The 14,201-nt window shown below is 62.8% G+C and carries 12 protein-coding genes; 3 read left to right on the plus strand and 9 right to left on the minus strand.

The window, feature by feature from the left end; all coding sequences use genetic code 11:
• Positions 1-22 precede the first annotated feature (22 nt).
• Positions 23-301: a hypothetical protein gene (locus ACU688_RS14500; protein ID WP_448185287.1), complete on the plus strand. Its 279-nt coding sequence runs from the start codon at positions 23-25 to the stop codon at positions 299-301.
• On the opposite strand, the gene ACU688_RS14505 is transcribed toward ACU688_RS14500, so the two are convergent.
• From ACU688_RS14505 to ACU688_RS14525, 5 genes are all read right to left on the minus strand, one after another.
• Positions 302-673 (minus strand): hypothetical protein, encoded by a 372-nt coding sequence (locus tag ACU688_RS14505; protein WP_448185288.1) that lies wholly within the window; start codon positions 671-673, stop codon positions 302-304.
• A gap of 11 nt (positions 674-684) precedes the next feature.
• A complete protein-coding gene (locus tag ACU688_RS14510; protein ID WP_448185289.1) occupies positions 685-1,083 on the minus strand; it encodes a hypothetical protein in 399 nt (132 codons plus the stop codon).
• A 63-nt stretch (positions 1,084-1,146) separates the two neighbouring features.
• Positions 1,147-2,532 (minus strand): efflux transporter outer membrane subunit, encoded by a 1,386-nt coding sequence (locus ACU688_RS14515; RefSeq protein ID WP_448185290.1) that lies wholly within the window; start codon positions 2,530-2,532, stop codon positions 1,147-1,149.
• Complete coding sequence (locus ACU688_RS14520; protein ID WP_448185291.1) at positions 2,529-5,645, minus strand: efflux RND transporter permease subunit; 3,117 nt, start codon at positions 5,643-5,645, stop codon at positions 2,529-2,531. The genes ACU688_RS14515 and ACU688_RS14520 overlap by 4 nt, the downstream gene beginning before the upstream one ends.
• 2 nt (positions 5,646-5,647) lie before the next feature.
• Positions 5,648-6,817: an efflux RND transporter periplasmic adaptor subunit gene (locus ACU688_RS14525; protein ID WP_448185292.1), complete on the minus strand. Its 1,170-nt coding sequence runs from the start codon at positions 6,815-6,817 to the stop codon at positions 5,648-5,650.
• 114 nt (positions 6,818-6,931) lie between these two features.
• On the opposite strand from ACU688_RS14525, the gene baeS reads away from it, so the two are divergent.
• Together baeS and ACU688_RS14535 are read left to right on the plus strand one after the other, a co-directional pair.
• The gene (baeS, locus tag ACU688_RS14530) at positions 6,932-8,353 is read left to right on the plus strand and encodes a sensor histidine kinase efflux regulator BaeS (RefSeq protein WP_448185293.1); all 1,422 of its coding nucleotides are present in this window, start codon (positions 6,932-6,934) and stop codon (positions 8,351-8,353) included.
• A 3-nt stretch (positions 8,354-8,356) separates the two neighbouring features.
• Positions 8,357-9,019 carry a response regulator gene (locus ACU688_RS14535; protein WP_448185294.1) on the plus strand — a complete coding sequence of 221 codons (663 nt, stop codon included), beginning with the start codon at positions 8,357-8,359 and terminating at the stop codon, positions 9,017-9,019.
• Positions 9,020-9,074: 55 nt separating this feature from the next.
• Here the strand turns inward: ACU688_RS14535 and treS are convergent, their stop codons facing one another.
• From treS to ACU688_RS14555, 4 genes are all read right to left on the minus strand, one after another.
• Positions 9,075-11,141, minus strand: a complete 2,067-nt coding sequence (treS, locus tag ACU688_RS14540) for a maltose alpha-D-glucosyltransferase (RefSeq protein WP_448185295.1) — start codon at positions 11,139-11,141, stop codon at positions 9,075-9,077.
• 225 nt (positions 11,142-11,366) lie between these two features.
• Positions 11,367-12,350 (minus strand): GlxA family transcriptional regulator, encoded by a 984-nt coding sequence (locus ACU688_RS14545; protein ID WP_448185588.1) that lies wholly within the window; start codon positions 12,348-12,350, stop codon positions 11,367-11,369.
• A 72-nt stretch (positions 12,351-12,422) separates the two neighbouring features.
• Positions 12,423-13,091, minus strand: coding sequence for a signal peptidase I (gene lepB / locus ACU688_RS14550; protein ID WP_448185296.1), 669 nt, complete (start codon positions 13,089-13,091; stop codon positions 12,423-12,425).
• 360 nt (positions 13,092-13,451) lie between these two features.
• Positions 13,452-14,060: a LysE family translocator gene (locus ACU688_RS14555; protein ID WP_448185297.1), complete on the minus strand. Its 609-nt coding sequence runs from the start codon at positions 14,058-14,060 to the stop codon at positions 13,452-13,454.
• Positions 14,061-14,201 lie beyond the last annotated feature (141 nt).

Here is a 14,201-nt window from a genome sequence, read left to right on the forward strand (position 1 = left end):
CACACCCCAAGGAAGAAACGAGATGAGCACGACTGTTTACTGGCTACGTCTTGTGGCCTCGATCCCGATATATCTCCTGTCCATCATCGTGTGGATTCAAACCCCAAAAACCATTGCCGACGCCGTACACCTGTGGCGCCGGGGCTACTTGACCTCTTACGAGCAAGGCCTGGCGATCGGTTACATCATCGGCGGCGTGCTGGTGGCGGCGGTGGCCTACGGCATCTGGCGCCTGGCGCGCTACCTGCGCACGGGCTACTTCAAGAAGCAGCCCAAACCGGCGCCCACGCCGTGGCCGTGATCAGGGTGCTTTGCTTGACGGTTTTGAGGTAATCATCCCAAAGCAGCGCATCTCCATCTGCTTGCCGTATTTCTCAATGACCGCCATGCGGGCTTCTTTGGTGCTTTCAATCGGGTAATCCTGGACCTGACGCATAAACACAGTGCGGATGCTTTTTTCCATATCAGTGGTGCCGCTCCCCTGCCAAGGCGGCTCGGTGTTTTCCTGCCGGGCCATCATGGCGGCAATGCCATCAGCCTCCCAAGTGCGGCAATACTGGCGCTCCTGCAGGGTCATGACGATCTTGTCGCCCTCGCTGTACCACGCCCAGGCGCCGGAGCTCGCGAACACGGCGCTCAGCGCCAAGGCATGGGTGAACAACGTGCGCAGCATAGTGTGATCCCTCACGGCTTGACGACCGAGGCACTTTGCCCCGTCTCGATGTCACGAACGTCGTAGCTCCACTGGTTCAACGACGAAAAACCATACAGCCCATACGTGCGCCCCGGTGCCAGCTCCACCGTCAGTGGAAGCAATGCCGTATGCGTCTGCGCAGTGATGAACTTGCGCACCTGCAGGGTATGGACGCCAGCCCCCACGCGGTATTCGCTCTGACGGCTTAACCAGTACAGGGTCTGTTCCCCGTCGATCTTGACGATCGTCAGCGATTTATCGAACTGCTGGATCGTCACGACCTGCTCGGCAGGCTTGCCTTTGGCGCTGTCGTGTTCGTAATGGATACAACCGGTCAGGGCCAGGCTCGCCGCGAACAGCGCGCCAATCTTTTGCAAGTTTGCCAGCATCGTCTCATTCCCTTGAAAAAGGCCATGATCCTAGTGGCATTCCTACAGCGGATCAACGCAGGCTTACTGCCACCCTCCCCCCATGACCTTGTACAACGTCACCCGATTGCTCTGTTCGGCCAGGCGCAAGGTGATCAGGTCCTGTTCGGCGCTGTACAGCGAGCGCTGTGAATCCAAGGCTTCCAGGTAGCTTTGCGAACCGGCGCGATAAAGTGCATCGGACAAGTCGAAACTTTTCTGGCTGGCCTCGGTAAATGCCTGCTGCGCGGCCAAGCGCTGGTCAAGGGTGCTGCGCACCGCCAGCGCATCGGCGACTTCCTTGAACGCGGTTTGCAGGGTTTGTTGATAGGTCTGCACCTGGATCTCCTTTTCGACCTTGGCCGCATCCAGTGTGGCGCGGTTACTGCCGGCATCGAAAATCGGCAGGCTGATGCTCGGCGCAAACGTCCAGGCGCCACTGCCAGCCTTGAACAACCCGGACAAGGCCGAGCTGGCAGAACCCGCATTGGCCGTCAGGCTGATGGTGGGGAAAAACGCCGCCCGCGCCGCGCCAATATCGATATTCGCCGATTGCAGGCTGTGTTCCGCCGCCAGCACATCGGGCCGGCGCTGCAACAGGCTCGACGGCAATTCACCCGGTACTTGCACCAATGCAGCGGCAGACTCCAGCCGCGTGCCCGGCAGCAGCGTGTCGGGGATGTCGCTGCCGACCAGCAGGCGCAACGCGTTGCGGTCTTGCAGGATCTGGCTTTGATACTCCGCCACGTCGCCGCGCGCCGACTCCACAGTGGTTTGCGCCTGGGCCACCGCCAGTGCGGCAGAACCGCCGAGGGCGTGGCTGCGTTGGGTCAGTTCATAAGTGGTCTGCTGGCTGGACAGAGTGTCCTGGGCAAGTTGCAAGCGCTCGTTGTCGGCGGCCAACGTCAACCACGCGGTTGCCACTTCTGCGACCAGGCTGATCTGCGTGCTGCGCCGGGTTTCGGTCAGCGCCAGATAGGCTTGCAGGGCCTCATCCTGAAGATTCTGCACGCGGCCAAACACGTCCACTTCATAACTGCTCAACCCCAATTGCGCGCTGTAGTCATGGCTGGTAGACGCCACGCCGCTGCTCGACAACGCGCCCGGCGTGCGGCTGTGGGTGCCGCTCACACCGGCATCAATACTCGGCAACGCCGCCGCACGCTGGATGCGGTATTGCGCCTGGGCCTTTTCGATATTCAGGCTGGCCAAGCGCAGGTCGCGGTTGTTGGCCAAGGCCAGCGTTTGCAATTGAGCCAGGCGGCTGTCGGTAAAAAACTGCTGCCATTGGATATCCGCCGCGACATCACCGTTGACGCCGGCTTGCCACTGCACGGGGATGGGGGCTTCGGGCCGCTCATACGTCGGCGCCAGATTGACGCAACCACTCAGCGCCAGGACGGCCAGCAAGGGCCAGTGAAACTTGATCATGCGTCACCTGTAGAAGCAGATGGAGTCGACACGCGACCGAAACGGCGGCGGATCATCACGAAGAACAGCGGGACAAAAAAGATCCCCAGCAGCGTGGCGCTGAACATGCCGCCCAACACGCCCGTGCCGATGGCCTGCCGCCCGGCGGAACCTGCGCCGCTGCTCAGGGCCAGGGGCAGCACGCCGAACATAAATGCCAGGGACGTCATCAGGATCGGCCGCAGGCGTTGGCGCACCGCCATCAACGTCGCCTCGCGCAGGCTTGCGCCCTGCTCTTGCAGGTGCTTGGCGAACTCGACGATCAGGATCGCGTTCTTCGCCGCCAGGCCCACGGTGGTCAACAGCCCCACCTGGAAGTACACGTCATTGCTCAAGCCGCTGACCTTGGTCGCCAACACCGCGCCGACCACGCCCAGCGGCACCACCAGGATCACCGAAAACGGCACCGACCAACTCTCGTACAACGCCGCCAGGCAGAGGAATACAAACAGCACCGAGACCGCATACAGCAACGGCGCCTGCGAACCGGACAGGCGCAGTTGGTACGACTGCCCTGTCCACTCATAACCAATGCCCGCCGGCAGTTGCTTGACGATGGCTTCTACCGCATCCATCGCCGCGCCGGAACTCACGCCCGGCGCCGGGTCGCCCACCACTTCCAGGGACGCGCTGCCGTTGTAGCGCTCCAACAGCGGCGAGCCGTAACTCCACGCGCTGCTGGCGAACGACGAAAACGGCACCATCTCGCCCAGGCTGTTGCGCACGAACCAATGGCTCAGGTCAGCGGCCTGCATGCGCGATTCGGCGGCGCCCTGCACATACACCTTCTTCACGCGGCCCTGGTTGAGGAAGTCATTCACATAACTGCCGCCCAACGCCGTGGACAAGGTGGTGTTGATATCGCTGGTGCTCAGGCTCAAGGCCCCGGCCTTGCGGTCGTCGATGCTCACCTTGAGCTGCGGCGTGTCGTCCAGGCCGTTGCTGCGCACGCCGAGCAAGCGCGGATCTTGCTTGGCCAGTTCGATAAATTGTTCACGGGCCGCCACCAGCGCATCGTGGCCAAGGCCACCGAGGTCCTTGAGCTGCAAATCGAACCCAGAACTCTGGCCCAGGCCGCGCACCGCCGGCGGTTGCATGACAAACACGTCGGCATCACCAATGCTTTGCAGCGCCAGCGTCGCCCGCTGGGCAATCGAGGCTGCGTCCTGGCCGCTGGCCGAGCGTTCGCTCCAGTCCTTGAGACGGATGAACGCGCGCGCGGTGTTCTGGCTGTTACCGCCCATGCCCAGGCCGGTGATACTGATCATCGCCTCGACTTCCGGCTGCTTGAGCAGGTAGTCCTCGAACTGGGTCATCACCGCCTGGGTGCGGCTGTCGGTGGCGCCCACCGGCAGTTGGATCTGCGCCATGAGGATGCCCTGGTCCTCGTCCGGCAGAAACGAAGTGGACAGGCTCGCGTACCCCGCCGCCATCGCCGCCACCACCAGCCCATAGATCAACAGGCTGCGGCGCCCACGTTGCAACACGCCGCCCACCAGGCGTTCATAGGCCAGGGAACTGCGCTCGAAGCTGCGGTTGAACCAGCCGAAGAAGCCGCCCTGGGCATGGCTGGGTTTCAGCAGCGTGGCGCACAACGACGGGGTCAGGGTCATCGCCACCAGCACTGAGAGCACCATGGCCGACACAATGGTCACGGAAAACTGCCGGTAGATAATCCCCGTCGAACCGCCAAAAAACGCCATGGGGATAAACACCGCGCTCAGCACCAGCGCGATACCCACCAGGGCGCTGGTGATCTCCGCCATCGACTTGCGCGTGGCCTCCAGGGGCGACAGCCCTTCTTCGCTCATCACCCGCTCGACGTTTTCCACCACCACGATCGCATCGTCCACCAACAGGCCGATGGCCAAGACCATGGCAAACATGGTCAGGGTGTTGATCGAGTAGCCAAACAACGCGAGCACGCCAAACGTGCCGAGCAGCACCACCGGCACAGTAATCGCCGGGATCAGCGTGGCGCGAAAGTTCTGCAGGAACAGGAACATGATGAGCACCACCAGCACGATGGCCTCACCGAGGGACTTGACCACTTCCTCGATGGACAGGCTCACGAACGGCGTGGTGTCGTAGGCAATCACGTTTTTCAGCTGCATTTCAGTGGGGTAGAACGGCTCCAGTTCCGCCAGCTTGGCCTTGACCGCCTCGCCCACGCTCAGCGCATTTGCGCCGGCCGCCAGTTGCACGCCCATGGCGGCGGCTGGCTTGCCGTTGAGCGCCGAGTTGACGTCATAGCTCTCGCTGCCCAGTTCTACCGTGGCCACATCACCCAACAGCACCAGCGCGCCGTCGCTGCTGGACTTGACCACCACATTGCGAAATTCTTCGGCGGTTTGCAGTTTGCTGCGCGCGGTGATGGTGGCGTTGAGCTGCTGGCCTTTGACCGCCGGTAACGCGCCAAGCTGGCCTGCGGAGACTTCGGTGTTCTGCGCTTCGAGGGCGCTGCTCACGTCGGACGGCATCAGCGCGTATTTTTCCAGCAGCGCCGGGTCCAGCCAGATGCGCATGGCGTAGCCCGAGCCGAGGGTTTGCACCTCGCCGACGCCGTCGAGGCGGCTGATGGAGTCGAGCAAGGTGCTGGAGATGTAATCACCGATCTGCGTGCCGGTGACGCTGGGATTGTCCGAGGCCAGTGCGGCGATCATCAGGAAGTCCGAGCCGCCCTTGGTCACCGTCAAGCCTTCGCTTTGCACCGACTGCGGCAACCGCGACTCGGCCTGTTGCAGCTTGTTCTGCACCTGCATTTGCGCCACATCAGGGTCGGTGCCGGCGCCAAAGGTCAGGTTGATGCTGGCGCTGCCCGCCGAACTGCTGGACGACGACATATAGGTCAGGTTATCGAGGCCGGTGAGGGCCTGCTCGATGACCTGGGTCACCGAGTCTTCGACAGTCTTGGCCGACGCGCCGGTGTAGGTCGCGGAGATGCGCACCGTCGGCGGCGCGATGTCCGGGTATTGCTCCAGCGGCAACTGGCTGATGGATAGCGCACCGCCGAGCATGATCACGATGGCAATGACCCAGGCAAAAATCGGTCGATCAATAAAAAAACGCGCCATGCTCAACCCTCCTGCGCCAGTGCGCCGGCAACGGCGGCCTTGGTTTGCACCACCGCGCCGACGCGGACTTTTTGCCCGCCTTCGACGATCACCTGGTCACCGGCCTGCAACCCGGCCGTCACCCACCATTGGTTGCCCACAGCGCGGTCGACCGTCAGCACGCGTTGCTCGACTTTGCCATCCACCACCAGCAACACCGAGGTCACGCCGCTGGCGCTGCGGGTCACCGCCTGTTGCGGGATGAGGATCGCCTGTGCGTCGCGGGCCTGTTCCAGCACGCCGCGCACGTACATGCCCGGCAACAGCAAATGCTCGGGGTTGGCGAACACCGCACGCAAGGTCACGGTGCCGGTGCTCTGGTTGACGCTGACGCCGCTGAAGGTCAGGCGGCCTTCGTGGTTGTAGGTGCTGCCATCGTCCAGCTTGAGGCTGATGCGCGCTTCACCGTCGGCGTTGGCCTGCAACACGCCGCTGGCCAGGTCGCGCTTGAGGCCAAGCAGTTCGGTGGTGGACTGCACGACATCGACGTACAGCGGGTCGAGTTGCTGCACGGTGGTCAGGGCGGTGTCCTGGTTGGCCACGACCAATGCGCCGGGGGTGACGGTGGAGGTTTCGATGCGCCCGCCCACCGGCGAACTGATGCGCGTGTAACCGAGGTTGATGCGCGCGGTGGCCACGTCGGCCTCGGCCACTTGCACGTCGGCGGTCGCGGTCAGCAGCGAGGCTTGGGAGTCTTCGTGGGTTTGCTGGCTGATGGCGTCGATCTTCACCAGCTGCGCGTTGCGCGTGGCGGTGGTTTGTGCCGATTTCAACGTGGCGCGCGCCTTGCTCAACGTGGCCTCGGCCTGGGCCAGCGCCGCCTTGTAGGGCGCCGCATCCAGTTGGTACAGCGCTTGCCCGGCCTTGACCTCGGCGCCTTCGACAAACAGGCGTTGCTGCACGATGCCGCCGACCTGCGGGCGGATCTCGGCGACCATAAAGGCCTGGGTGCGCCCGGCCAGTTCGGTGGTCAGCACCTGGGCTTTCGGTTGTACGGTAAGCACCGTGACCTGTGGCGTCACGGCCTGCGGGGCCGGGTCACCGGCGGAACAGCCGCCGAGTACCGCGAGCAGGATCAGGGAAAGGAAAACGGCGGCGGTGACCAGGTATTTGGCGAAGAATTTGGTGCTCATATCTGCCTCTGCAAGACGGGGTGGCGCAAGCCTTACCCTTATGCTGCGAGGTAAATGTGCAGGAAAATTGAAGATTGCCCGCCTGGGTTGAATCTTTCGCGCCTGGGGGCCTAAATGGGCGGGTGTCTTTTTAACCACGGCCCTGCACGCATGAAGTTGAGTATCTCCACCAAGTTGTTTATCGCAGTGCTGGCCGGTGTGCTGCTGGTCATCCTGAGTATGGGCGTGGCCACCAGTTGGAGTTTTGGTCGGGGCTTCCTTGGCTATATCAATGAGCAGGCGCTGGAGCGCATGGCCCCGGTGGTGCCGCGCCTGGCGGCCGCCTACGAGCGTGAGGGCGGTTGGGAGTTCTTTCGCAACCAGCCGGACCGCTGGTTTGAAGTGATGCGCCCCGAGCCGGGTGAAAAGCAGGCGGTGCGCGATTTGAAGACGCCGCAGATCTCCGACCTCACCGGCGCCCTGTTCCGCATCGCCCTGCTGGATAAAGACAAAAAACGCGTGACCGGCTACCCGGCCATTGGCGACGACGCCCTGGCCCTGCCGATTGTGGTGGCCGGTGAAACCGTCGGCTGGCTCGCCGTGACGCCGTTCCAGAGCGTCACCGAGGCCGGCGGCGAGCGTTTCCAGCAATACCAGTTGCGTACCAGCCTGGTGATGGGCCTGTTCTCGCTGCTGATGGCGATGCTGATTGCCTGGTGGATCGCCCGCACGTTGCTGGAGCCGGTCAAGCGCGTGGCCGCCGCCACCCACCGCCTGGCCAGCGGCGACTACAGCAGCCGTGTGGCCGTCGCGTCCAACGATGAAGTCGGCCAATTGGCCCGCGACTTCAACCAGTTGGCCTACACCCTGGAGCGCAACGAACAGATGCGCCGCGAGTTCATGGCCGATGTCTCCCACGAGCTGCGCACGCCACTGTCGGTGCTGCGGGGCGAGTTGGAGGCGATTGAAGACGGCGTGCGCAGCCTGGACCAGAACACGATGAAATCGCTGCAAGGCGAAGTCAGCATGCTGAGCAAATTGGTGGATGACCTGTATGAGCTGTCGCTGGCGGACGTTGGCGCCCTGACCTATCGCAAGGCGCCGTGCGCGCTGAACGAGTTGCTGGAACACAGCGTGGCGATGTTCCAGGAGCGCCTCAATGCCCGGCGGTTACGCGTGGAGTTGGAGCTGCCGAGCCAGCCGCTGGAGTTGGTCGCAGACGCTGATCGCTTGCAGCAGTTGTTCTCCAACCTGCTGGAGAACGCCGTGCGCTATACCGACCCAAGCGGCGTGGTGCGTATCAGCGCCGCCGTTGAGCGCGATGAACTGCGCATCGAATTCATGGACTCCGGCCCCGGCGTCTCGGCCAGTCAGCTGCCGCGTCTGTTCGAGCGCTTCTACCGGGGTGAATCCTCACGCAACCGTGAAAGCGGCGGCGCCGGGTTGGGGCTGGCGATCTGTCGCAGCATCGCCCTCGCCCACGGCGGCAGCCTCAGCGCCGATCACTCGCCCCTCGGCGGCCTGTGGCTGACCCTGCGCCTGCCCCGGAGCGTATAAGCCATGGACATTCTGATCGTCGAGGACGAACCCAAACTCGCCGCCCTGATGCAGGACTACCTGAACGCCGCCGGCTACACCACACAGTGCCTGGACAACGGCCTGCAAGTGGTGCCCGCCGTGCGTGCGCACTCGCCGAAGCTGATCCTGCTGGACCTGATGCTGCCCGGCCGCGACGGCATCCAACTGTGCCAGGACCTGCGTGGGTTCAGCGCGGTGCCGATCATCATGATCACCGCCCGCGTCGAAGAAGTGGACCGCCTGCTCGGCCTGGAACTGGGGGCGGACGATTACATCTGCAAGCCCTTCAGCCCACGGGAGGTGGTGGCCAGGGTCAAGGCGATTCTGCGCCGTGGCCCGCAACTGCTGACCAATGCCGCACCGCGCTTGGTGATCGACGAAACCCAATACCAGGCAACCCTCGACGGCGTGGCCCTGGACCTGACGCCACTGGAACTACGCCTGCTCAACACCTTCGCCCGTGCGCCGGGGCGGGTGTTTTCCCGTGACCAGTTGCTGGACAAGCTCTACTCCGACCACCGCGTGGTGACCGACCGCACGGTGGACAGCCATATACGTAACCTGCGGCGCAAGCTGGAGCAGGTGTGCCCGGGGGAAACGCCGATTGAGTCGTTGTATGGTGTGGGGTATCGCTTCCAACTCTGAGGCCAATGCGGAACATCTGTGGAACCTGGCCTCTGTGGGAGCTGACCGAGTTCAATCACAACATCGGGGTGGTGCTGACAACGCGCAGTGCCAAGCCTTCGTATGCATCCAGAGTAATGGTGAATTCACCCTCCGCCGTCAGATCGCCCTCCACCCGCTCATTGATAATGTCCACCACCGGCCCCGGCGCAATGTCGGGCAAGTGCAGGGTTTCAGTGATCGCCGTCGCGCCAAAGTTCAGCGCGGTGATTTGCGTGCCCTTCCCCGCTGGCAGTTCGTGAACCATGATCAGCAGCCCAGGGTTTTGCACATCCGGCACGAGGATTTGGCGGCTCGCGGCAATATCGTAGGCACGGCGCACTGCGAGGATTTTTTGCAGCTGTGAGGCAAAGGATTCGGGGTCCTGCAATTGGCTGTTCAGGCTGCCATACAGGCTTTGCGCGCGCGGCATCTGCCCGGCGGACAGTTCAGCGTCGGGGTTGAGGTCCACCAAGTCATAGGCGCCGCGATGAATCCAGCGCGTGTCACCATCGCCCATCAAATGCGCCACGCTGTCAGCCGCCAATGGCAGCGCGCCCACCAGGTCCCAGCCGGACAAGGCAAACACCCCCGGCTGCATGGCGTTGTACATCACCAGCAGCAGGTGGATCTGGCGGATCTGCTGGATATCCGTCGGCGTGATGGTAGCCAAGTCACGAATGCCCAGCGCCGCGGTGATGATGCTGGCCGTGGTGCAAGCCACGCCGTTGGTGACGAACTTGAGGTTATACGGCGCCTGCTCGCCCGCCAGGCGTTCGTACATCTGCTCGCGGATGTGCTCGCGCAGGCTGTTGCCGGGAAAAGTCTGCCCCTGGTACTGGTAGCTGTCATGGGCGTGCAGGGTCCAGAAATGCACCAGTTCCAGGGTCAGTTCGTCGTGGTTTTGCAGGGCGTGGATCAACGAACCGGGGTCGATGCCCAGGCTGTGCATCTGGCGCAGCATCAAGCGCAGGAATTCGGTGTCGCCCATCAGCAAGGCATGCTGGTAGGCCGGGCGCGTGATGAAGTCATAGGACAGGTCCGCGCCGCCGTGGGACATCGCGGCGATGTCGTCCACGGTCAGGTTCAACTCCTGGAAGCTGAAACCGCCCGCCTTGCGAATCGCTCCGCCCAGCAGTTGGTTGCCGGTGATCGACAGCGGGTGGCTTTCCGACCACGCCGTGCCGTCCAGCTTGCGTTCCACGCCGAGGAAACCGTTGGCGTCGAGGCGCAGGATCTTCGCGCCCATCACATCGATGGCGTGCAAGGCGTCGCCGATGATCATCTGCTGCGCGGCGAAGCTGGGGTCCAGCCAGTTCAGTGACGGCTGGCCGGCCTTGAAGTAATGCAGGTACACCCAGCGGCGCGGCTTGCCGTCCACGCCGAGGACGACCGGCGTGGCGCTCCAGTCGGTTTCCTTGACGCCGGGCTCGAAGAAGATCACCCGCTGCAACTGGCCGACGATGTAGTGCTTGTCACGCAGGGCATCGACCTGCGAAGGGCTGAGGTTGTGCGCGTCATCGCCGTCGGCGACGTCGGGCAGCAGTGGCCAGTCTTCTTCGCGGATCTCCACCATGTGGTACAGGCCGGGGTAGTCCTCGTAGGCCATCTCCGCCAGGCGGAAATCCGCGCCCTTGCCGGTGTGGGACGGGATCACATCGTCGATGATCACCGCATTGTGCGCGGCGGCCATGCGCGTCAGCGCCTGCAACTGCGCTTCAGTGCCCAGTTGCGGGTCGATGTCGAAGCTGATGCGGTCGAAATTGCCGTCGATGGTCGGCGTGTGCTGGGTGCCGCTGAGGCCACCGGACTTTTTCAGCGGGCCGTTGTGGATGCCCTGGATGCCGATCTTCGACAAGGCCTGCCACAGGCTTTCATCGCCGAGGGCTTCCAGCACCGTACCGCCGTCACGGGTGACAATCGACGCCGGGTAGGCGGTGAACCACACCGAGGACAGCGCCGTCGCATCCCGTGGCCGGGTCTGTGCGTAAGGCTGTTGCCAAAGGCGCCCTTGCCCGGAATAGAGCCTGGCCCGCTGGCGTGCCGCGTGCAGCATCGACTGTTGCACCAGCCAGTTCACATGATCGTTGTCCGCCGCCGTCATAAGCCCGATACCTGTCGTGGTGAAACGTTGGGTGTAGACATATGAGGGGTGTGGGGGCGAATCGTTGCATTGGGTGGTGGGTCTGGGGTTTGGATGTTGTCTGGGCTGGCGCTATCGCAGGCAAGCCAGCTCCCACATTTTGACCGTGTTCGCAGCCCCCCTGTGGGAGCTGGCTTGTCGGGTCGCCGCATCGCTGCGATAGCGGTGGTACTGCCAACCACCTGACTATTTGACCAACCGCTTCTCCTTGGAAGGCCGATACCCAAAGTACGAGCTATAGCACTTGCTGAAATGGCTCGGCGACACAAACCCGCAGGCCACCAGCACTTCCACCTGGGACAGTTCGGTGTGCTGCAACAACCGCCGCGCTTCGGTCACGCGCAGCTCCATGTAATAGCGTTGCGGCGTGGTGCCCAGTTGCTCCTTGAACAACCGCTCAAGCTGGCGGCGAGAGCGGCCGGCGTACACGGCCAACTGGTCCAGTTCCAGGGGTTCTTCGAGGTTGGCGTCCATCAACTTGACCACTTCGCGCAGCGGCGCGCTGACGCTGACGTTTTCCGTCGGCTTGATGCGCCGGTAGCGCGATTCTTCAAACGCCAGGATGTCTTCGATGCCTTCGACCAAGGCTTTGCCGTGCAGGCTCTTGATCCAGTCCAGGGCCATATGAAACGCCCCAGATGGGCTGGACGCCGTGAGCCGGTCGCGATCGATCACAAAGGGTTCGCTGGTGACGTGGGCCGCCTTGGACACCTCCGCCAACGCCGGGCGATGTTCCGGGTGGATCGCGCAGTGGTAGCCCTGCAACAAACCAGCACGGCCAAGGAACCACGAGCCATTCCACAGCCCCGCGAGGCCCACGCCTTGTTCAGCGGCAACGCGCAAGAGTTGCACAAAGTCGTCGCCAGCCTTGAGTTCGGTGCGAAAACCACCGCAAATCACCAGCAATTCCAACTCCTGCAACGCCGCGACGTCTAGGCGCGCGTCCGGGCGGATCACTAGGCCAAGGTCGCTGATGACTTCGCCATCGTCCCAACCAAAGGTGCGTGTGGCAAACAGATCCGGGCGCAGCAGGTTGGCGGTGACCAGGGTGTCGAGGGTCTGGGTGAATGCGGGCAGGGAGAAGTGTTCGAGCAGCACAAAGCCGACACGGGTGACCGGCGACGGCTGTTGCGGGTTGTCATTCAGGTAGCGCAGGTTCTTGCCTTTCATGCCACCGCTGAACTGGCGTCTTTCCATCGAGGGGTTGCCCACTTTATTGTTGTTGGTGCAGTGGGCGCCATCTTAGAGGATTGGCGCACCAAATCGGCGAAATCGCGGCATCCAATGATCGAGGATCTGCGCGGACGCCAGGATATGGTGCGCGCGACCGATCAGCAATCGGCGCGGCACAACGCCGATGTAGCGCGAATCCGCGCTGTTGTCACGGTTGTCGCCGAGCATGAAGTAGCTGTCGGCAGGCACGACCAGCGGGCCGAAGTCGCGGCGCGCGCGCACCTGGGGCATGAACTGCACTGTGCGCTGGCTGTTGCTCGCCAGCTCGGTGAGCTTGATCCCGGCGATGGATTGATCAGGCGAAATGCGCTCGCTGATGGCTTGCTCATCCATGTAAGTGGCCGGCACGCCATTGATCCACAGCACCTCGTTTTTCATTTGCAGAGTGTCGCCGGGGATGCCGACGATGCGCTTGATCAGGCGCACGCCGTCCTTGGGCGAGGTGAAGGTGACCACGTCGCCGCGTTGCGGGTTTTCCAGCGCGAATACCGAGATGTCGGTGAGCGGCAGCTTGAGGTCGTAGGCGACGCGGTTGACCAGCACCACATCGCCCTCCACCAAGGTTGGGCGCATGGAGCCGGAGGGGATGGGGTTCCAGTCGGCCAGAGAGGTGCGGAAGATGCCGAAGCACAGCCAGAAAATAATGGCGTAACGGTATTTGCTCAACAGACGTCGCATACATCCTCGCACTGGCACGGTAACGGTCACTATCGAGCGTAAAGATTACAGGTTGGCGGGCGCATAAACACAAGGATGTGGGCTGAGCTTGAAAAATACGCCACCCTGCACAGGCTGAAGCCAGGCGCCTGAACGCGCATCTGATACGGTTTTTTCTTTAGCATCTGCCTCTGTATCGAAAACTGCCCCGGGCGGACAATACGCCCACTCCCGACACCCTTGTCGAGTGCACCAGGACACTTCCTGGCGCCCCCTTCCCTTCGGAGGCCTTATGACCAAGATGGCAATTTTCCTGTTCGGCTTTTTAGTGCTGACCATCGGCATCGGCCTGCTGGCGACCATCTCGCCGGTGTAACGCCGTCAGCTGGCAAACAACATCGGGTACAACGACAGTACCAGCAAGCCCGCCATTGACCAGTTGAACACCCGCAACCAATGCGGCTCGCGCAACACATTGCGCAGGCCGCTGCCACAGCCCACCCAGACACACACGCTGGGCAGGTTGACCACGGCAAACACCAAGGCGATCACCAGCACGTTGGTGACATAACCCTCGGCCGGCGTGTAGGTGGTGATTGCCCCCAGCGCCATGATCCACGCCTTGGGATTGACCCACTGAAACGCCGCCGCGCCGAGGAACGTCATCGGCTTGCCGTGCGCATCACTGCTCTCGGACATACCGGCGGACGTCGCGATCTTCCACGCCAGGTACAACAGATATGCCGCGCCCACATAACGCAACAGCGTGTAGGCCCACGGAAACACCTTGAATACCTCGCCCAACCCCAGGCCCACCGCAATCACCAACAGCATGAAACCGATGCTGATCCCCAGCGCATGGGGCATCGAGCGACGAAACCCGAAGTTCACCCCCGACGCCAGCAGCATGGTGTTGTTGGGCCCCGGGGTGATCGAAGACACGAAAGCGAACAGCACAAAGGCTGAGAGCAGACTGGTAGACATGAACATGGCGCAGCATCCAGACAGTGGTGACAGGCCTGTGACAGTAGAGGTTTACCGGGCTGAACGCCCCGTACAGCTAGGGGTGGATCGGGGAATACACTTTCGCCGCACAAAAAAAAGGAGCAAACCGCAACGGCTTGCTCCCCG

Source organism: Pseudomonas acericola (SeqCode) (assembly GCF_053456465.1).